14 protein-coding genes and 2 pseudogenes are annotated in these 19668 nt (G+C 67.1%); 5 read left to right on the top strand and 11 right to left on the bottom strand.

What is annotated here, in order from left to right:
• Positions 1-7: 7 nt before the first annotated feature.
• The 6 genes and pseudogenes from AB8998_RS12025 to AB8998_RS12000 all read right to left on the bottom strand — a co-directional run.
• Positions 8-334 (bottom strand): nucleoside triphosphate pyrophosphohydrolase, encoded by a 327-nt coding sequence (locus tag AB8998_RS12025; protein WP_369738178.1) that lies wholly within the window; start codon positions 332-334, stop codon positions 8-10.
• Between the two features lie 248 nt (positions 335-582).
• On the bottom strand, positions 583-1077 hold the full coding sequence (locus AB8998_RS12020; protein WP_369738177.1) for a hypothetical protein: 495 nt from the start codon (positions 1075-1077) through the stop codon (positions 583-585).
• Positions 1061-2115, bottom strand: a pseudogene (locus AB8998_RS12015) (hypothetical protein). The gene AB8998_RS12020 and the pseudogene AB8998_RS12015 overlap by 17 nt, the downstream one beginning before the upstream one ends.
• Before the next feature lie 2 nt (positions 2116-2117).
• Positions 2118-2417, bottom strand: a complete 300-nt coding sequence (locus AB8998_RS12010; RefSeq protein ID WP_369738176.1) for a hypothetical protein — start codon at positions 2415-2417, stop codon at positions 2118-2120.
• A gap of 148 nt (positions 2418-2565) precedes the next feature.
• The gene (locus AB8998_RS12005) at positions 2566-8007 is read right to left on the bottom strand and encodes a DUF3320 domain-containing protein (RefSeq protein ID WP_369738175.1); all 5442 of its coding nucleotides are present in this window, start codon (positions 8005-8007) and stop codon (positions 2566-2568) included.
• Positions 8008-8032: 25 nt separating this feature from the next.
• Positions 8033-8611, bottom strand: a pseudogene (locus tag AB8998_RS12000) (ISL3 family transposase); the annotation flags it as partial.
• Between the two features lie 1179 nt (positions 8612-9790).
• On the opposite strand from AB8998_RS12000, the gene AB8998_RS11995 reads away from it, so the two are divergent.
• The 4 genes from AB8998_RS11995 (at position 9791) to AB8998_RS11980 (ending at position 13546) form a co-directional block, all read left to right on the top strand.
• Positions 9791-10294: an SEC-C metal-binding domain-containing protein gene (locus tag AB8998_RS11995; RefSeq protein WP_369741531.1), complete on the top strand. Its 504-nt coding sequence runs from the start codon at positions 9791-9793 to the stop codon at positions 10292-10294.
• On the top strand, positions 10291-11397 hold the full coding sequence (locus AB8998_RS11990) for a plasmid pRiA4b ORF-3 family protein (RefSeq protein ID WP_369738173.1): 1107 nt from the start codon (positions 10291-10293) through the stop codon (positions 11395-11397). The genes AB8998_RS11995 and AB8998_RS11990 overlap by 4 nt, the downstream gene beginning before the upstream one ends.
• Positions 11398-11517: 120 nt before the next feature.
• Positions 11518-12099, top strand: coding sequence for a hypothetical protein (locus AB8998_RS11985; protein WP_369738172.1), 582 nt, complete (start codon positions 11518-11520; stop codon positions 12097-12099).
• Positions 12100-12175: 76 nt separating this feature from the next.
• On the top strand, positions 12176-13546 hold the full coding sequence (locus AB8998_RS11980) for a flavin monoamine oxidase family protein (RefSeq protein WP_369738171.1): 1371 nt from the start codon (positions 12176-12178) through the stop codon (positions 13544-13546).
• A 73-nt stretch (positions 13547-13619) separates the two neighbouring features.
• Here AB8998_RS11980 and AB8998_RS11975 read toward each other — a convergent pair whose 3' ends face one another.
• The 5 genes from AB8998_RS11975 to AB8998_RS11955 form a co-directional block, all read right to left on the bottom strand.
• Positions 13620-14018, bottom strand: a complete 399-nt coding sequence (locus tag AB8998_RS11975; RefSeq protein WP_369738170.1) for a type II toxin-antitoxin system VapC family toxin — start codon at positions 14016-14018, stop codon at positions 13620-13622.
• Positions 14015-14299 carry a type II toxin-antitoxin system VapB family antitoxin gene (locus tag AB8998_RS11970; protein ID WP_369738169.1) on the bottom strand — a complete coding sequence of 95 codons (285 nt, stop codon included), beginning with the start codon at positions 14297-14299 and terminating at the stop codon, positions 14015-14017. Before AB8998_RS11970 ends, AB8998_RS11975 begins: the two co-directional genes overlap by 4 nt.
• Positions 14300-14379: 80 nt before the next feature.
• Entirely contained in the window at positions 14380-14781 is a 402-nt protein-coding gene (locus tag AB8998_RS11965; protein WP_369738168.1) for a TA system VapC family ribonuclease toxin, read from the bottom strand.
• A complete protein-coding gene (locus tag AB8998_RS11960) occupies positions 14778-15005 on the bottom strand; it encodes an antitoxin (RefSeq protein WP_369741530.1) in 228 nt (75 codons plus the stop codon). The genes AB8998_RS11965 and AB8998_RS11960 overlap by 4 nt, the downstream gene beginning before the upstream one ends.
• Before the next feature lie 53 nt (positions 15006-15058).
• On the bottom strand, positions 15059-16048 hold the full coding sequence (locus tag AB8998_RS11955; RefSeq protein ID WP_369738167.1) for a hypothetical protein: 990 nt from the start codon (positions 16046-16048) through the stop codon (positions 15059-15061).
• Between the two features lie 220 nt (positions 16049-16268).
• Here AB8998_RS11955 and AB8998_RS11950 point away from each other — a divergent pair, with 220 nt between their 5' ends.
• Complete coding sequence (locus AB8998_RS11950; RefSeq protein WP_369738166.1) at positions 16269-19514, top strand: SNF2-related protein; 3246 nt, start codon at positions 16269-16271, stop codon at positions 19512-19514.
• The last annotated feature ends 154 nt before the right edge of the window (positions 19515-19668 follow it).

Genomic DNA, 19668 nt, shown 5'->3' with positions numbered 1-19668 from the left:
GGACAAACTAACCGGCGGGGTAGGGGTCGACGCCGTCCAGGTACAGCCGTTTCCCGAACCCGCCGGCCTCAGTGCGCTTGTGGTGTCCGGCGTCGACAATGTCCGCGAGCGTGACGCCGTGCTCGACGGCGATGGCCTGAAGGACTTCCAGCACGTCGGCGGCCTCTTCGATGAGGGACTCGGTTGTCGTCGCCGCGATCAGTTCGTCGACCTCTTCGCGCAGCTTCTCGTGCAGGGCGGCCCGGTACGTACCGGCGGCCAACGTCGTGACCCGGGGCGTGCGTCCGGAGGCTCGAATGATGTCGGGAATCTTGTCCCGGACGAGTTTGCCCACGCGGCCCCTTTCGCTGGCGATAATGCGGTGGTGCAGTTCTACCTCACCGGGCCGACCACACGGGCGCACCGGCACCACGGTGCCACATCTGTCACAGCGGCCACCGCTACAGAACCACTACGCAAAATGCCCGCCTCAGAGCGACTTTCAGCGACAAACCGGGGAGCGGTCTCGCTGGCAAAATGTCTTGACGACGAGCTTGCCGGCGTTCGCCCCACGGGGGACGACGATCGGAACTGTCGCGCCGCTTATGACGGATTCCCGTACAGCCGAGGCTCGTTGATCACGGGCCGACCCTGTTCTGATTCGAGCTCCGTCGCGGACGTTGCCGTCGGCGACGTATACCGGTACGCCTCGGGAATATCCGACGGCCGTTGCGGCACGCGTTCGCGCGGAGAGCCGAACCACCAGATGGTCTCGGGCTCGCCTGGCCGACGGGACGACGAGGACGGCTGATTCTCCTCGAAATCGCAGAGGTAGTAGTAGAGGACCGCCTCGGAAAGATCCGGCCAGGGACCCGGGTCGACGATCGACTCTCTGGTGTCGCGGACCAATCCCCAGGTTCTATCCGAAGGTGGGGCGGTGTAGACACAGTACATCGTCGCGCCCTCGGTCCAGGCGTGCGTGACAAGGTAGGGGCCGTGACCGCGGTTGTTCTCAACTTCGATGTGCCGCAACAGGGTTTGCAACACCTCGGCTGCAAACTCGCGTTGCGCGTCGGTAGCGTCAGTTGATGGGCACATTTTTGTTCACCCATGGCGGTGTCAGCGTCCAACCCGGTTCCACTTCAACCACTCCACTACCCCCCGCGAGCGGATACATCGAGATGACCCCTTTCTGTCCGCCATCGGGAATACCCGGACGTCCTTCGTTGACGTTCGCCACGATCCTCATGGTCAGGCTCTCGCCCGTATCCTCGCAATCGGCGATCCCAAGCGGACCTTGCGTACAGTGCACACGATTGATCGGGACCTCGTAAACAAGGGTTCCGCCCTGGCTGCTTATGGGCCGACTGTGTGAGATCAGATCCCGGAAAACGTTGGGGTTGACCACGTGGTGCCGCCAGTACGCCTTGTCCCAACCGAAACCCTGTTGTGTGCTCTCGTCGTAGTAGCCGCGCCGGAGAACGACATGGTTGCCGTCGAGGTCCGTGGCCTCGGCGATCACCTCGTTGATCGGGTACGTGGGGGGCGGAGGCTGCTCTTTGAAGGTGTGGTTGTCGACGGGATGGACATCGTTGTCCGTCTTGCCCGGATCTCGGGGGAAAGCGTGGCGGATGCCGGCCACCGCTGCGGTGATCTTGCCAGCTACTTGTTGGTCGACGTCGACGAGCTGAGCCGCGCGCCCGCGGATATCGCCGGCCAGGACCAGCGCCCGGGCGTGCCGGGCAGACCGCTGCACGGCCGACCCACCGCGGGAGCGGTCGGTGACCGACAGATCATCCCCCACCTCGAAACCCTCCGCGCGGGCGTCCTCCACCGCATAGCGGACCCGTGAGCGCGCGCCATACAAATCCGAGGCCCCGCTACGTGCGACTTTGGCCGCCTCGTGCAACTGGTCGGCCACTGCACTGGTGGTCTGCATGTCGGAATGGGTTGCGGTCCGCACCCTGTCGGCGGCCTCACCCTGCCAATCGATTGAAAAGGCTTCCGCCAGACCTGATTGGCCACCCCATAGCAGCGTCCGCCGACGGCCTGCCAGTAGTCGGCAGCTTCAGTCAGGTGTTCGGTGGGCCAGGCCAGCAGTTGAGCGAGGCTGGCAGACGCTGCGGGCGCTCGCATCGCTAGACACAGGCCTCCGGGGAGGCCAAGGCCGCCAGCTCGTGGGCCGAGTCAGCTTCATTGGCGACATAGCGGGAATCGGCCTCGGCGACGTGGACGGCACGGACACAAATCCGTGCGGCCAGTCCCGCCGTGAACGCTGCGACATCGGCGTGGGCGGCGTTCACTGCGGCCGCGCTGGCCTGAGACGACAAACCCAACCCCACCGGGGCAGTCGTTTCCTCGAGGTCGCCCGCTGTGGCGCCCCATCTGCCGGCCATCACCTGCACACCAGCACTATCCACCCGCAGTGGCTGCTGCATGGGCCGAAGTTTATCCATGCTCGTGCTTGCCGGCCAGTCACCGCGTGCCGGCCCCGCCGCCGCGGTCGGAGAGACCGGCAAGTGAGCAAGTCCCGGTCCGCCCTAGCTGCCGGCCATCACGATGACGACGAACGCGCCGGTGGCTTGACTAACAGGGGCCACCGGAAAGGCTCAAATATCCTTCTTCCTCGGCGATCTCATTGCCGGCCGCGAGCTGCTCGATCACCCCGTCGATATGGCTCTTGATGTCTGCGCCGGTACGAGTCCAACCGAAGATACGGGCAACCGCTGTGATGAGCTCGGTTCTCTCTGTCGTTCCCGTGTCCCGGAGAAGCAGCGTGGCGCAAAGGCGAATTTCGCTATGCGCGACGTGTTCGACTTTTCTGGTCACGCCATTCGGTGTCCGGACACGGTCGACTGGGCGGCCCTTGCGGTCGATGAAGTCGCCGTCACGATCGACGTTATCGTGACTGCCGATAGCTCGATCGATGTTCTCGCTGATCTTGGAGCCGATGCGCCCTATGCCCCACGCCTCCCTCAAACGCTGATGGACGAGGGACATGTGGACCGGGCCTTCGATGTCGGCGATGGCGACCACGGCGTCGGTCATGTGATGGTGGCCGCCGGCCTCGGAAGGGTCGATCCACCGAGGCAGCGGCTGGACATCCGCCACCCTGTATTCCGTCGTCCACGATGGCGTTTCGTAGGTCTCCACTTGGGTTGTCTCGACGATTCGACGCGGCAGCTTGCCGTCGTCAGCGTTGATCCGGTCGTCCGCGGGTGCGTTGATTGCAGCTTCGATTGCGGCACGCAGCCGGTCCTCTTCAATCTGCCGGTTTCGATACCATGCGGTTCCCCAAATCCGGTGCAGCCGCCAGCCGAGTCCGCGAAGAATCTGTTCCCGTAGCCTGTCGCGGTCACGGGCAGCGGGGGCGGAATGATACTGGTAACCATCGCATTCGACACCGAGAGCAAACTGGCCGGGATGGGCGGGATGCCGTATTCCGATGTCGATGCGGAATCCAGCCGCTCCCACTTGCGGTTCGACGGTGTAACCCCATGCACGGATTGCCTTGGTGACGGATTCTTCGAAGGGGCTTTCTGGGCCGAGCCCGCTGCCGCCCAAGTCGATGGCCAGGGCAGCTTGGCCGCGCTCGGCGTAATCCAGATAGGCGCGGAGATATTCGACGTTTTCGTTTGTCGACGGCGGGATGTCGCCGGCACGCACAGACGCAACCACCTCAACGCGCTGACGGGCGCGCGTCGCCGCGACATTGAGCCGGCGCCATCCTTTGGGTTTGTTCAGCACCCCGAAGTTGGTGGTGATCTTGCCGGCCTCGTCGGGCCCGTAGCCGATTGAAAAGATGATGACGTCGCGCTCGTCGCCTTGCACCGATTCCAGCGACTTTACAAAAAAAGCGTTAAGCCGGTCGTCGCCATCGAAGAACCTGTCCAGGTCGCGGCGGCTCTCCCGCGCTTTGTCGATGGCATCCATGATCGCGTCTGCCTGGGCGACGGAGAACGTCACCACGCCAAGAGTGAGATGTGGTCGCGTCGTGAAGTGCTCGATGACCCGTTCGGCGACCCGGGTGGCCTCGAGCGGATTGTCCGCACCGCCCCCACGGCGGTACACGCCATTGGTGTGGAAGAACTGCACGCCCACATCCGGGCCTTCCGAGTGCGAGCTGGGATAGGTTATGAGCTTGCCGTCGTAGAACTTGTAGTTCGAGAACGCGATCAGGTCTTCGTGCCGGCTGCGGTAGTGCCAGTTCAACCGGAGGTCGTTGAAAGCTCCACAACCTTTCGCCAGCTCGAGGACGGACTGGAAATCGGCGGCGTCGGTGTCGCTTTCATCGAAATCGCTTTCTGCCTCGACGCGTTCGAAGAAAGAGGTCGGGGGCAACTGTTTGTCGTCTCCGGCAAGGATCAGCGATTTGCCGCGGTAGATGCAGTTGATGGCATCCCCCGGGGTGACTTGTGACGCTTCGTCGAAGATGACGACGTCGAAACCCATGTCTGCCGGCAGGTACTGGCTCACGGCAAGCGGCGACATCATGAAACACGGCTTGATGGCCAACGCGGTGTTGCGGGACCGGGAGATGAGTTCGCGCACCGGCAGGTGTCGTGATTTCTTCATTCCCTCGCGGCGTATCACGCCGGGTTCGCCGATCTCGGCGACCGAGGGTCTGCGCATGTTCACTGCGCGGATGATGTCGCTCGTCGCAGCCAGAATGAGTTGTCTGTCGAGTTCGCGGTACTCCTCAACGAGCGCGCTCCGATCGCGTTCCTGTAGGGGCCGGATGCGCGTGTCGTTCTGGATTGTGTAGTCAGCCCATGAACGCAGCAGCGCCTTCTCGATGACGGGGGGTACTTGTTGGGCTCCCACGCGCTGTTCGATGCAGAAGTCGATGGCGGTATCGAGGCCGTGCTTGGCGAGATCGGCGCGGGCTCTTGTGTACGCAAACCACTCCTCTTGCCCGGTGCTGTCGTCCTTCAGATCACCGATCAGGCTCGCGGCGTTGGAGTAATCGTCAAGTTCGGTTCTGAGCTCCGCATGCCGGTCGGAATGGAAGGCGTCGATGATCCGATCGGCAGCGGTTGCCCATTTCCCGGCCGCGGCGGCCAGGCGATGCACGGGGCGCGACGCGGTCAGCGCCGCGACTTGGGCGTCGGTCAGTGCTCGCCCGGCGATCTCGCGGGTTTCCTGGGCCCACTTCAGGCCGTCGTTCAGGCGGTCCAGATCGGAGAGTGCTCCGTCGAAGCAAGCGCCGAATGTGGCGGCGTACGTAGCCGTCTCGGAACGCAAGTTCGCGTGCGCCTCGGCCGCTGCACCACGCAGGGCGAGAATTTCCTCGGCCTCGAGCAGACTATGCGCTCGCCCGGTCACGTGGTCGATCGCCGATATGCGTGCCGCCGTCTGACGCAGGGGCTCGAGTTGGGCACGCAGCCAGACGATGGACCGGCCGATCGGTTCGAGCACCAGTTCGGGCCGCCCTTGCAGCGCCGGCGCCGGGGCCAGTGAGGATTTCCAACCCGCGAGATCGTGACGGATCTCCTGGATCAGATTGCGGTGCGCCGCGTTCGGCTCGCTGGTGCAGACGTATTCGGCGAGACTGGGTGGAACTGCTTGTCCACGAAGCAACTCGAGAATCCGATTTGCGGCTGCCAACGCATCGGCGATCGATGCGAAGTCGGTTTCCCGTCCCTGCCAGTAGGGGCCCAACAGCCCCGCATATTGCGCAACGGCCGCTTCATAGCGGCGGGCGGCATCCGCCCAGCGAACCGCGGCGGGCAGCTGGTGAAGGCCTTGTTTGAATTTCGTGCCGGCCACGAGAAGAGCGGCCAACGCTTTCTTGTCGGCCCGGTAGTCACCGGACAGTTTTTTGAGGCCGTGATGCCGGTGTTCAAAGCGGTCGGAAAGCTCGGCGACCGGGGCGTGCAGCGCGTCGCCGGTAAATATCGGCGTCGCCGACGTTTCGGCGTCGGCAAGCTCGCGCAGACTGGATTCCAGGGCGTCGACGGCGGCGCGAGCGCCGGCCAATGAGTTCGATGTAGTCCACTCGCGCAACGGCCGGTGGCGTGCATGGACGAGTTCCGCGAGCGCCAGGATCCTGTCGGCGTCGTCGAAGGTGACCACATCGGCAAGCCCAAGCTGTCGAGCCATTGCCGCTAGCGAGTCCAGTCGGTGCGCGAGCCGGGTGGCGACTTCTTCGAAACGCACCGCCGTTTCGGAGCATTCTGCGGCGCTCGCGTGCCCCAACGTGAGTTGTTCCGGGCCTGGCGGTAACGGCGCCGGCGCGGGAAGTGACATGGGATCGGGCAGTGCACTCCAGTCCACACCGGTGCGTTCCGAGACGGCGGACTCGGTGCGGCGGATGTCGTTGACGGCTAGGGCCAAGCGGTCTCTGGCGTCCAGAACGGCGCCCCAGTCATCTGCCATGAGCCAGGAGTCAGGCGCATCGGTGGGCCGGTTCTCGTGTTGCTGGTTCACCAGCGACACAATCGACGTCGCGTCGCTGGGTTTGGTCAAAGCGAAAGCGGCAGCCACCTCGCTGTTGCTCGCGACGGTGCCGGCAAGTTCCTCCAATGCCGATTCGGCCCGGTAGAGCGGGATTTCCAGCGAGCTGTCGTCGATCACATTGCGCCACAGGTAGGACTTCCCCTGCGCGGCGGGGCGCCAGGAGCGCTCCAACTGGGTTGCGATTTCCTGTACCGCTCGATATTGGGCCTGGGTGAGGTCCGCCGGCGGCGTTTCCGGCATCGGCGCCGAGGGGAGCGAATTCAGTTCGGCGAGCACGCCGAACACGTAGTGCAACGAGAGATGCAGCGGTTCGCGCAGCTCGTTCATCGCCGCTGCGTAGTCGTTGAGCCGGATCCGACGGTCGAGGAGGGACGACCGGGTCAGAGCCTCCATACCGGGCGGCGCCACGGTGATGTTGTCCAGGGCGTGTGCGAGCGCGGTCGCGACTTCTTTGCGGCTCGCCTTATGGCTGTGCAACTCCAGCAGGTAGTTCTCGAGCCCGGCGTCGGCCAGACGATTGCGGACGACGTCGAGAGCGGCCACCTTCTCCGAAACGAACAAGACCGTGCGCCCCGAATGCAGCAGGGCGCCGATCATGTTCGCGATCGTTTGCGACTTCCCAGTTCCCGGGGGGCCATCCATGACGAAGCTGCGGCCCGCGATGGCTGCGGCGATCGCGGCGCGCTGCGAGGAATCTGCGTCCAACACCAGCGGGGTGTCTTCGGGCGGGGCGACATGATCGATGTCGGCAGGTTCGATCGGCTCGAAGATGAATTCGCCACTCTGACTGCTGGGGTCTTTCGTAGCCAGCGCCCGCACCACCGGGTGGTCCAGCACCGTGGCTTCGTTCTCCAGGAGATCGCGGAACATCGCCTCCTTGTGGAAGGAGAATGTCGACAAGACGACGGTGGGCTCGACCGTCCAGCCTTGTTCGGCCGAAACCGCGTTCCGAATCTGCGCCAACAGGTCCGTGACGGACAATTCGGCGACGTCGTCTATTTTCGGGAGTTCGATGCCGAACTCACGCATGCGGAGGCTCAGGCTGGGATTCACGACCACGTCGTCCTGGCCCGGCGCCAGCTCAGGCGTGGTTTTCGGGCCCCGAGAAATCAGCGTCACGGGGACCAGCAACAACGGGCTGGCCATGGCGGTCTCATCGACATCTTGCCAATGCAACATTCCGAAGGCGAGGTAGAGCACCGACAGGCCCCGGTCGAGCAACTCCGCGTTGGCACGGCGCATCAAGCCGCGCAGCACGGTGCCGAGCTCTTTTTCCGGGCGAGGCGTGTGCAGCACGCCGGCTCGGCCATTCGCTGCGAGCATTCCGAGTTGTGCCACTCGAGACGAGGATCCATCCGCGCCTTCGTCCCGCTCGTGGTCCTCGGTACCCATGAACAGCCACTTGGCGCCGGACAGAATCCCCGACAAAATGACATCAGGCTCGGGCGAATCTATGGCAACTGCACCAGATTTCGAGGCTTTGAACTTGATGAGCCGGTTGACACCTGACAGGTTGACCAGGCTCTCCCGCCATACACCCAGGGCGGCCGTCAGCTCATTCCGTTCCACGTTTCCCCTGTCTCAGATTTGGGCTCTATTGACATGAATGTGGGTGGCCCCTGGTGTGGTATGGGAGTTCGAGGGTGACCGGTCCGCAAGCCAGGAGGATGAGAGCGAGGGCAGCTTGAGCGCTGTGGAAGCCGTAGGCACGGCGCACGAGGAGACGCACCTTGGTGTTGAGCCCTTCGTGGCGTCCGTTCGACAGGTTCCTCTCGATGGCGGCGTTGATGCCGGCGCGGTGTTTGCGGATGGTGCGCCCGGCCTTGACGAACTCCGGGATGCGGCTGCGTTGGGCTCGCGAGCACCAACGATCCAGCAGTTCGGCGACGGTGGCGGCGTCGAGGTCGCCGGCGAAGACCTCGCGCAACGCTTCTTTGAGTTGATAGGCGCGCCAAAGGATCCCGCCGCTGCGTTTCATTTCCCGCAGGGTTTCGGCTTGGGTGTCGGTGAGGTCGGCGGGGTTCTTCAGCAGCGCCCAGCGCGCACCCTTGAACGTGCGAGCGATGCGCTGATCGGGCAGCGTGCGGGCGGCCTGCCACACCTGGCGGCGCACCGCATCGAGCGCGTCGGTGACGAGCTTGACAACGTGGAACGGGTCGACGCAGATCACCGCCGCGATTCTCTGCGGCGCGGCTGGTCTGGTCAGGTGACTGGACAACGTTCAGCTCTCCGGACTGGTGGGTCACGATTGTCGCAGTGCCCATGCCCACCCCCGAACAAGCCAACGGGTGGTGCGATGCACAGGGGCTCGATGGGGACCACTGCTTCGCGAAGATGATCAGCAGCGTGCTCGGGCCCGAAGGGACGACTGTCTACCGAAGGTGACGGTTAGTCGCCCATAGCTCCTATCCGGTGATGACCCCTACCAAGCTAATTCAAAGCTGGGCCGAAGAGCGCGCCTGCTGGCGGCCTGCGCGCTTCAGAGCGCAACGGGCGGGGCTCGTCAACGAATCCCAGCCGCCGGACCGTCGAATACAACATCATGGCCCGCCCGGACCGCGAAAACTTCCTCACCGCCGACAGGACATCGACGCGTTGTCGCTGCGAGGCGGGCAGAAACACCCACCCCCAACTTGCAGTGACGGCTGTGGCGGGTGAGGTTTACCTCGTCATCCGGGAAACAATCGGCCCCGAGCTGCGCGGCGCCGGATTCCGTGTGCGGCAACACTAGCGAAGCGCCAAGGGGCTCAGCGCAATCCGGCCATTGTGCGCCCCACGCTGGTGCCTGCCGGAGCAATGCGAGAGGATGCAAGCCATGGCCAGTTTGGTGGATCGGCTGGAACGTGAGTTGGACGCGGCGGCCAGCGCTCAACCGAGGGATTCGGCCCGGTATGCCGCAGTGCTGAAACGCGCGGTAAAGCCGTGCCGCGAGGATCCGAGGGTCGCCGACGCCCTGGACCTGCCCGACCTGTATTACCAGCTGGCGATGGAATACGAGACACAGGGGCGGGGCGAGGACGCGCTGGTCGCCGCGGACGCGGCCGTCGGCGCGGGCGTCAGGTCGAGCCCGGACCCGCGGTGTCTGCGCGCGGAGATCCTGATGCGCGCGGGCCGGGTCGCCGAGGCCGAACCGATCTGGTCCGCGGTGCTCGCGGACACGCCCGACGACGTGTGGCTCTACAACAACGCCGGGCTCGAATACGCCCATGCCGGCGACCACGAGGCGGCGCTGGCCTGGCTGACCCAGGGCCTGCAACTGGCGCTGCGCACCGACGATCCCGAGCGGCTGGTCGACCAGCTCAGCGATCTACGGCAACAAAGCCTGGACAACCTCGGCCGGCCCGCCGACGCGCTGCAGGAGCGAGCAGCCGAGTTTCTCCGCGCGACGCAGCCCGCGCCCTCTGTCCCGGAGGAGCCGACGCCGGAGCACCCATCCGATCCGGGATATACGGTGGCGTTGGCGTGGCTGCCCGCCGGCGACTACGAAAAGGCGCTGCAGTTGTGGCCGGAACTGGCCACCGGCGCTCCGGTGGCCGGCCCGGATGGCCCGCGGCCGCACGCGCTGTACTGCCGGGCGATGCAGCAACGGCTCGTCGAGCTCGCGCAGTCGGGCATGGGCGCGTTGACGGTCGCGCCGGTGCGGGTGGCGCCGTTCACCGCGTGGTGCGCCGAACACGGAGAGCAACCCGGTGCGGAAGCCCGGGCCACCTATGCCGCACACCTGGCGGCGGCCGGCGATCCGGGTGTGGTCGCGTGGCCGCCGGGCCGCAACGAGCCGTGCTGGTGCGGGTCGGGGCGCAAGTACAAGAAGTGTTGCGCCGCACTCTCGCTCGTCGACGCGGAACCACAGCGGTGAAGACCGCCCGCCTTCGGGTGGTGCTGTGCAATGTCGAGCCGGCGGTGACCCGGGTGATCGACGTGCCCGCCTCGGCGACACTGCCCGAGCTGCACGAGGTGCTGCAGGCCGCGATCGGGTGGACCGACTCGCACCTGCACCAGTTCGTCGGGCCGGACGCGACCTACGGGATGGACATTCCCGGCGCGGACGTCTGGCCGGACGACGAACGTGACGAGGCCGGCGCACGCCTGGCCGACCTCGGCGCCCGGTTCGAATACCTCTACGACTTCGGCGACGGCTGGACCCACGACGTCGAGGTGCTCGGCCGCGGCGGCCCGGCACCGGGCTGCGTCGACGGGCACGGCGCCTGCCCGCCCGAAGACTGCGGCGGCCCGGGCGGTTACGCCGAACTGCTCGACGTCCTCGCCGACCCGGCCCACCCCGAGCACGAGCACATGCGCGGCTGGGTCGGCAACCGGCTGCGTCCCTTCGACCGGGCGGCCACCGACCTGCGGGTGCGCCAAGCGGTCGGTGAGGTGCCCGAAAGTGTGCGACTACTGCTTGATCTCGTTGCCGACGGGGTTCGGCTCACCCCGGGCGGGCGGCTGCCGAGGACGATCGTGCGCAGCATGCAAGAGCACCGGCCGCGCTGGTACCCGCTGGGTCGGCCCGCCGCCATCGAGGACGACCTGCCACCGCTGGCAGCGCTGCACGGGCTCCTGCGCCGAGTGGGGCTGCTGCGGCTGCGCCACGGCGTGCTCGCCCCCACCCGCGCGGCCGGCGACGATCTCGACGTGGTCCGCCGGCTCCGGTCGAATTTCAGCCCCAACACCTTTGGCACCGAGATCACCGAACTGACGATCGGCGCACTGGCCGCGCACGGGCCCCTCGGCCACCGACAGCTCGCCGCGCGGGTCTATGAGCTGCTCGGGCGAGGCTGGCAACGCGCCGGGCAACCCATCAGCGAGGTCGATGTGCAGGTCGCGATCGCCCAGGAGTCCCTGATCATGAGCGGGCTCGACCTGATCGACGACACCGACGGGCGCGCGTGGACCGTCGGAGCTTCGGCACGATCCCTGCTCCCCCGCGCCGCCATGCTCGCCGAAATCTGGCCCGCATAAGCATGATTGCGTGCCCGGCGAACTTTCTGGTCCGGCGCAACGCGCCGGCAACCGGACCATCGGCATCGCCAGGGACAACTGATCATCCCCACGAAACCCTCGTCGGTTAGCGTCGCGGAAATGTACGTGACCGACCTGCAGCACTTCCTCGACATGCCCCCCGACGCGCCGGGGCCGGCCCGCCGACTGGCCGAGCACCTGAGTGCCATCGTGCGAGCGGCGACGGCGGGTGACGCCCGGATCGCCTGGGAGAGCGCGCTGCCGTGTCGGCGTCGACCTGCCAACCGCCGCTGTCCCGGTCGGCTCATCGTGCACCGGGGCGAGCCGGGCTCACCGATCGACTGGCGCTGCAGCGCCTGCGGCGACGACGGCGTGATCAGCAGCTGGGAGGAATCCCACTTCGATCTGCGCCGCCGACGACCGGCCCTCGTCGGCACCCTGCACCAGATCGTCGTCCCCCACGAAGTGGCCGCCGCGCTGCGCGAATTGTGTCTCCTGGAAACCGAACTCGAACGGCTGGTGTTCGGGATACGCGTCCACGGCGGCGACGCGATCCTCACCGTCACCGACGAACAACTCGACGACCTGATCGACGCCATGGCCGCCGAAGCCAACCACGAAACCAACCGCCGCCGACGACAACGCCTCGACGCCGCCTACGACGCGCTCGACGCCGCGGCCGGATCTGCAGATCGCCGATGATGCCAATCCAGGCGTTCCCCGCCGACCCGAACACGGGCAAGCTGGACACCACCACCGGTAAACAAGGAAGCCCGCGATGACTACAGACGCTGATGTGATCGTCGTCGGCGCGGGCATGGCCGGCCTGTCCGCCGCGGACCGGCTGATCGCCGCCGGCAACTCGGTGCTGGTTCTGGAGGGCCGCGACAGGGTCGGTGGCCGCGTCCTCAACGAGGCGCTGGACCCGGCCGACCCGACGCAGGTGGTCGAGGTGGGCGGGCAGTGGCTGGGCCCGACCCAGCATCGCGCCCGCGCCCTGGCGCAGCGGCTGGGCCTGGCGCTGCACCCGACCTACGACCAGGGCCAGCGTCTTCTCGAGCGCCGCGGCGGCCGACTGACCCGCTACCGCGGCGACATCCCCGTGATCAACCCGCTCGTGCTGGCGGACTTCGGGCAGGCGCAAGTGCGTCTGGACCGCATGGCCAAGGGCGTCGCACTGGATGCGCCCTGGACCGATCCCCGCGCCGAGCACCGCGACGCGATGACGTTCGCAACCTGGTTGTCCCGCAACGTCTTAACCCGCGACGCGCGCCGCCTGTTGCGCTCGGCCCTCAAGGTCGTCTGGGCGTGCGAGCCGCACGACGTGTCGCTGCTGCACGTGCTGTTCTACATCCATTCCGCCGGCGGCCTCGACGACCTGATCGGCACCAGCGGCGGCGCCCAGCAGGACCGCGTCGTCGGCGGCACCTACCTGCTCGCCGAGCGGCTGGCCCGCGAACTCGGTGAGCGCGTGCTGCTCGGGCGCCCGGTGCGCCGCATCCTCCATGACGACGAGGGCGTCACCGTCGTCGCCGACGGTGGCGACGATCTGCGCGCACGCCGGGTGATCGTGGCCGTGCCTCCCACCCTGGCCGGCCGCATCGACTACGCGCCGGCGCTGCCCGCCGCCCGCGACCAGCTCACCCAGCGCATGCCCATGGGCTCGGTCATCAAATGCATGACCGTCTACGACGAACCCTTCTGGCGCCGCGACGGTCTCAGCGGTCAGGCGATCAGCACCGAGGGCCCCGTCAGCGCCGTCTTCGACAACAGCCCACCCAGCGGGTCACCCGGTGTGCTGCTCGGGTTCCTCGACGGCCGCGAGGCGCGCCGGCTCTCCCCCGCTTCCCCCGAGGAGCGCCGCGACGTCGTGGTCGGCGCCTTCACCCGGCTGTTCGGCCCGCGGGCCGCGCGACCGCTGCGCTACCTCGACAAGGACTGGTCGACCGAACCGTTCACCCGCGGCTGCTACGCCGCGGTGATGCCGCCCGGCGCCTGGACGGGGTTCGGCCCGGCGTTGCGCGCCCCGGTGGGGCGCATCCACTGGGCGGGCACCGAGACCGCCACGATCTGGAACGGCTACATCGACGGCGCGATCCGCTCCGGAGAGGACGCCGCGGCCGAAGTGCTACGTGCCGAGGCGAATTGACGGCCAACGTTCTTGGCGCAGCATGCGCTACGCCGCCTGGGCCAGCGGAACTGCTGCACACCGCCGGCAGTCGTTATCGCCGATAGGCGGCCGTGACGTCGGTGTGGACGAAATCGTCACCCACATACAGCAAGGGTTCGCCGGTCACCTCAGCGAGCGCATAGGAGTAGCAGTCGCCCAGGTTCAGTGCCGCCGGGTGGCCGCTGCCTCGCCCGAAATCGCGATAGGCCCTGCTTGCGATCTCGGCCTGCTCGGCATCGAACGGCACCAGGTCGATCTCCCACACCGCGAATAAGCGCTCCACCCTCCGTTGATCCTCGGGACGCAGCCGACGGGTCAAGACGGCGTTGACTTCTACCAAGGTCGCCGCCGACATCTTGGGTGCCGTTGCGTCCAAGAGCATCTCGGCAAGCTGCTCGCCGTCTGTTTCGCCGAGCACGACCGCAACGACCGCCGACGTGTCGACGATCACGAAGGCAGGCCGGCGCCGTCGTAAAGCTGCCCCTCCGCCTCCCTGAGCCGCACGCGCTCCGCATCGGTGAGCGAGCCGTGCAACTCGTCGAGCAGTCGGCGCGCCTTCGCCCGCCGCGCATCGCCGCGTCGATGGGTGCCGAGGGCGTCGTGATCGCGGTCCAACTCGGCCAGCTTCGAGCGCACGGCCTCGGTGATCGCGCCCGTCTGGGTCAGACCGGTCCTCGTGGCGAGCTCGCGCACCAACGCGACGGTGTGCTCGTTCTTGACATTCAGCCCCATGGTAGAAGGGTACCTGCCGGGGGGAGAATTTCTATACCACGCGCTCTGATGGAGCCGGCGGCGCCGACCGATTTTGGACATCAGGCTTCCAGCTGGATCAGCACCGCGACATCGTTGTGCAGGTGCGCCAAGCCACTGTCGAGGGTCGCCAGCCGCCCGTTGCGGCTTCGCGCGAGCTGAGCGAGGTAGGCATCCGTCACCTGCCGGTGGCCGACCACACCACCGACCTCGACGTCGGCGAAAGACACACTGTCGGGCCAGAACTCGTGACGTTTCGATGCTGTGACCGCACTGACGACATCCCGCGCCGCTGCCGCGGATTGCCCGGCCCGCACCAGGAATCTGACAAGGCTGCCCTGGGTGATCGGGCAGGTGGCGAATCCCGCGTCGGATTCCGCCAGCCAGTCCGCGGCGGCGTCATGGTGCACATGCTCCGCGACGACCAGCGCGATGAGCACATTCGCGTCGAGCAGCACCGTCACCCCTCGTCCTCCAACGAGCGCACGTCCTCGGAGGTCACGACGGTCCCCACGCTCACCACCGGCAATCCGGTCCTGGGGTCTGTGGAGATCGCGGCCGTGTCACCGGAGGCGAGGCCGCGCCGAACGAGGTCGGCGACGGTCTGACTCAACGTACGTCGAGTGTCCCGCGCAATCGCCAACGCCTGTCTGTGCAGGTCGTCGGGCAGATCGATGGTGGTGCGCACGCCCCACCCTAGCATCACTGCATCATGATGCACCGATGCGTCGCGGCCAGATTTCACGCCGATTTGGTACCGGCGCTCCGCAGTAGGTCGCACGCGTCGACGAAGCGGTCCCACTCGACCTCGGTTGGACGAACCAGTCCGTCGGCGACGGCGTCGGCGCTGACCACCAGACCGGGCTGGAGCGGATTCAGCAGGTTGGCGAGTGCGAGAATCTGTCCTGCCGGGCCGTCCTCGAAGCCTTGAAACACCCTGTCGCGGATCCGCGCCTGAGCCCTGTCGACACCGGCGGTCAAGTCCACCTCGGGGACCCGCAACGCCCCCTGGCAGCGGCGGACCTGCTCCTCGAAGCGATCCTCCCAGCACTCCGTCTGCCACCCGTCCCAGAGCTGCGGAAGCGCCTGGAAGATACCGATCGTGTCGGCGGTCTGCCACGCCCCCAACATTTTTCGCGGCAGGTCGATGTGCAGTCCACCTTCGGGAATCTGGCCCCGCGTCAAGCTGCGCACCCCGCGGCCGGGCAGCCTGTCCATCAGCGCGGGCCCATGCCAGGCCTTGCTGAGGTGCCACCACAGCGGCCACATCCGGATCTGCCCCGCGGCGTCGACGACAGAGACGAGATGACACAACGCATTTCGATCACGGGCGAGCCGCAGCCCTGGCCGCATATCCCACGCACAGGGCGGCAGCTCCGCGCCCACGTAGCCCGCCAGTTCGGTGGTGCCGTCGTAGGCCCAGCCGACCGAGTAGCCGGGCCACACCGCCGCGAGCACCTCCATCAGGGCCCGGCGTTCGGCCATCTCCACCATCAGTTCGTCGCCGACGAACAACACCCGGCGGCGATCGAGATCCACCACCGCACCCCCGTCGGCCCACAGCGGATCGACCCACTGATCCCTGGCGCATCGCCGTAGCGCCTGCGCGTAGCGCAGCGCGAGGTCGGGCCCGCCGATCAGCGCATCGAGTATGCGGCAGCCCGCCCAGTGCGAGTAATACAGTTGCCAGTCGCCATCTTTCACAACGACGAAGTTCGCTCTGTTGCCCATGCTTTCCCCTTGGTCGCCCACTGACGCGCTCACCTACGGCGCGTCGACTGAGGCGAGTCTGGTCCGGGGGTCCGACACCGGCCTGGCGCTGCGCGCGCCGACGGCGACGACGTTCGCAAGTGCCGGAGTCCGGCAGCCTCACAAACCTCATCTGCCCCACTTCGGCCGCCGCGCGGCGTGGTCCGGCCTTCCTGTCGGACCGGATCGTTACGGTGCGTTCATGCGGTCACTGATGTATCCGTCGATCGATCTGGAGAGCACCTTCGAGATGCTCGACGCCGACACCTGGCGGCGCGGCATGGCGTATGCCCGCGAGGGACGCGTGCTGCGCTGCCTGTGGGACCCGGACGCCGAGCAACTTTCCGGCACCGTCCGCGGCAACCACGGCCGCACCTACCTGACCACGGCGGAACTTGTGCCTATCGGCGACGACGCGTACGCCCTCGACGGTGGTGACTGCACCTGCCCGATGGTGCAGGACTGCAAACACGTCGCGGCGGTCGTCCTCGCCGCCGCGGGGCCCACGGTGCTGCGGCCCGCCCATGCACCGGCCCCGCCGGCTCCCCCGACATGGCGCCGATCGCTGGACGCGCTGTTGCCCCCACCCCTCACCAACGACAACACCAGGACACCACTGGCCGTCGAGCTGACGTTGGCGGTGAACGGGTCGTCGCCGATTCTCGACGCGCGGCTGGTGCGGCCCGGAAAGCGCGGCGGCTGGGTGGCCGGCGACCTGAGTTGGGCCAGGCTACCCGCGCTGCGCCACAACTATCCCGACGCCCAGGTTCGGGTGCTGCAGGAGCTCTACGCCACTTACCGGGCATCGAACTCGGCTTCGCCTGACTACTACAGCTATTCGTACGGTGGTTACGCGTACGACGACGGGAAGACGATCTCGCTGCGGCGATTCGGGTCCCCGCAATTGTGGTCGCTGCTCGACGAGGGACGCCGGGTCGGGGTGCGGCTGCTGCAGGCCCGACCTCTGCGGGAGGTGCCGCCCTACGTCGAGGGGCAGCTGTGCCTGGACGTGACCGCCAACGACTCCGGCGATCTGACCGTCACGCCGGCGCTTCGGGTCGACGGCACGACGACACGTCCCCTGGCCTTCATCGGCTCCTCGGGGCACGGCGCGGTGTACGACGACGGTGGCTTGCGGCTGGCCCGTCTGGACAAGCCGGCGCCAGAGGCTTTGCAGCGCATCGCTCTCGGTGACCAGCCGCTGGTCATCCCTGCCGACGAGGTGCCGCGCTTCGCCGCGGACTACTACCCCAGGCTGCGCCGCATCGCGGCCATCACCTCCTCCGACGATTCCTTCACGCCGCCCACGATCGTCGGCCCGTCCCTGGTCCTGCACGCGGACTACCGGGACGACCACCAGCTTGAGTTGACCTGGGAATGGGCATACCGGTTGGCCGACAACGACATTCGCGTTCCGGTCGACGCGTTTCGGCTTGCCGATTACCGCGACCCGGCGGCCGAGAGTGCGCTCGCGTCGAGCATCGACGCGCCGCTGGAGCAGGTGGGTCTCCGCGGCGCCGACGGCACTCTCACCGGAACGTCGCTGTCCGGCCTGGACACCATGCGATTCGCCACCGAAATTCAACCGCTGCTCGGCGAGCTCCCCGATATCACCCTCGAGGTTCTCGGCGATCCGGTGCACTATCGCGAAGCGGGCGGCTCGCTGGTCATCGCGGTGACGACGGACGCGGTGCCCGGCGAGACGGACTGGTTCGACCTGGGCGTCACGATCAGTATCGAGGGCAACCAGGTTCCGTTCGTCAGCGTATTCACCGCGCTCGCATCCGGCCAGTCGCACCTGCTGCTGCCCGACGGCGCCTACTTCGCCCTCGACAAGCCGGAGCTGGTCAAGCTGCGTCAGCTCATCGCCGAGGCCCGCGCGCTCACCGACGCCGAAGAGGGGCCGACCCGCATCAGCCGGTTCCAGGTGGGGATGTTCGACGAGTTGGCCGAGCTCGGGGTCGTGACCCGCCAGGCCGACGAGTGGCGGCGCCAGGTCAATGGGCTGCGCGCGCTGCAGGGCCTGGAACCGGCAGCACTGCCGGGCGGCCTGCGCGCCGAGCTCAGGCCGTATCAGGCCGACGGGTTCGCCTGGCTGGCAACCCTGTACTCCCACGGGCTCGGCGGGATCCTGGCCGACGACATGGGCCTGGGCAAGACGGTCCAGACGCTGGCGCTGATCTGCCATGCCCGCCAGCACAATCCGGGCATGGCTCCGTTTCTGGTGGTCGCACCGGCCAGCGTGGTGGCCAACTGGGCCGCCGAGGCCACACGGTTCGCACCCGAGCTGTCGGTCGTGGCACTCTACGACACCCTGCACCGCGCCGGCGCCGACCTCGACGAGTTGGCGGCGGGCGCCGACATCGTCGTCACCTCGTACACGTTGTTTCGCCTCGACTTCGACGCCCACGCCGCCCGGGCCTGGTCCGGATTGATCCTCGACGAGGCCCAGTACGTCAAGAACCATCACGCCAAGACCTACCAGTGCGCCCGCAAGCTGGCCGCACCGTTCAAGCTGGCCATCACCGGCACCCCCATGGAGAACAATCTCATGGAGCTGTGGTCGCTGCTGTCGATCACCGCCCCCGGATTGTTCCCCAGCCCGACCAAGTTCGCCGAGTTCTACGCCAAACCCATCGAAAAGAGCGGCGACGCCGAGCTTTTGGCCCTGTTCCGGCGCCGCATCAAGCCGCTGGTCAAGCGCCGCACCAAAGAGCTCGTCGCCGCCGAACTGCCGCCCAAACAAGAGCAGGTCCTCGACATCGAGCTGCCACCGCGGCATCGCGCCCTCTACAACAAGCGCCTCGCACGCGAGCGACAGAAGGTGCTCGGCCTGCTCGACGACATGCAGCGCAACCGGTTCACGATTTTGAAGTCGCTGACCGTGTTGCGGCAGATGGCGCTGCACCCCGGTCTCGTCGATCCCGCCCACGACGCGCCGGCCTGCGCCAAGATCGACGTACTCGCCGAGCATCTGCGCGACGTCGTCGACGGCGGTCACCGCGCGCTGGTGTTCAGTCAGTTCACCCGGTTCCTGGGCCGGGTCCGCGATCGCCTCGACACCGAGGGAATCGACTACTGCTACCTGGACGGGCGAACCCGCAACCGCGCCGCCGCCATACAGCGGTTCAAGGAGGGCACCGCACCGGTGTTCCTGATCAGTCTCAAGGCCGGCGGATTCGGGCTCAACCTCACCGAGGCCGACTACTGCTTCCTGCTCGACCCGTGGTGGAACCCGGCCACCGAGGCCCAGGCCGTCGACCGCACCCACCGCATCGGCCAGACGCGAAACGTCATGGTGTACAGGCTCATTGCCCGCGACACCATCGAGGACAAGGTGATGGCCCTCAACGCCCGGAAGGCCAAGTTGTTCGCCAGCGTCATCGACGACGGCAACGCGTTCGGCTCGGCGCTCACCGCCGACGACATCCGGGGACTGCTCGCCTGAGCCGACGACCGGGAACGCTTGTCGCTGTGAGGCGGGCACAAAGAGTGCCGACTCGGCCAGAGGCACCAGGCCCGGGTGACGGTCAGCTCGGCGCCAACGCTCGAGGGCATCGAAATCGTTGTCCCGGGCCACCGAGCCAACCCGCTCAGCCGTT

The organism is Mycobacterium sp. HUMS_12744610 (assembly GCF_041206865.1).
GTDB lineage: Bacteria > Actinomycetota > Actinomycetes > Mycobacteriales > Mycobacteriaceae > Mycobacterium > Mycobacterium servetii.
This window is presented reverse-complemented; position numbering and strand designations above follow the sequence as displayed.

Excerpts from the sequence above, each read along its gene's own strand:
- AB8998_RS12020 (WP_369738177.1), bottom strand. The coding sequence starts at position 1,077 with ATGTGCCCATCAACTGACGCTACCGACGCGCAACGCGAGTTTGCAGCC.
- AB8998_RS12010 (WP_369738176.1), bottom strand. The coding sequence starts at position 2,417 with ATGCAGCAGCCACTGCGGGTGGATAGTGCTGGTGTGCAGGTGATGGCC.
- AB8998_RS11985 (WP_369738172.1), top strand. The coding sequence starts at position 11,518 with ATGTACGTGACCGACCTGCAGCACTTCCTCGACATGCCCCCCGACGCG.
- AB8998_RS11980 (WP_369738171.1), top strand. The coding sequence starts at position 12,176 with ATGACTACAGACGCTGATGTGATCGTCGTCGGCGCGGGCATGGCCGGC.
- AB8998_RS11970 (WP_369738169.1), bottom strand. The coding sequence starts at position 14,299 with ATGGGGCTGAATGTCAAGAACGAGCACACCGTCGCGTTGGTGCGCGAG.
- AB8998_RS11955 (WP_369738167.1), bottom strand. The coding sequence starts at position 16,048 with ATGGGCAACAGAGCGAACTTCGTCGTTGTGAAAGATGGCGACTGGCAA.
- AB8998_RS11950 (WP_369738166.1), top strand. The coding sequence starts at position 16,269 with ATGCGGTCACTGATGTATCCGTCGATCGATCTGGAGAGCACCTTCGAG.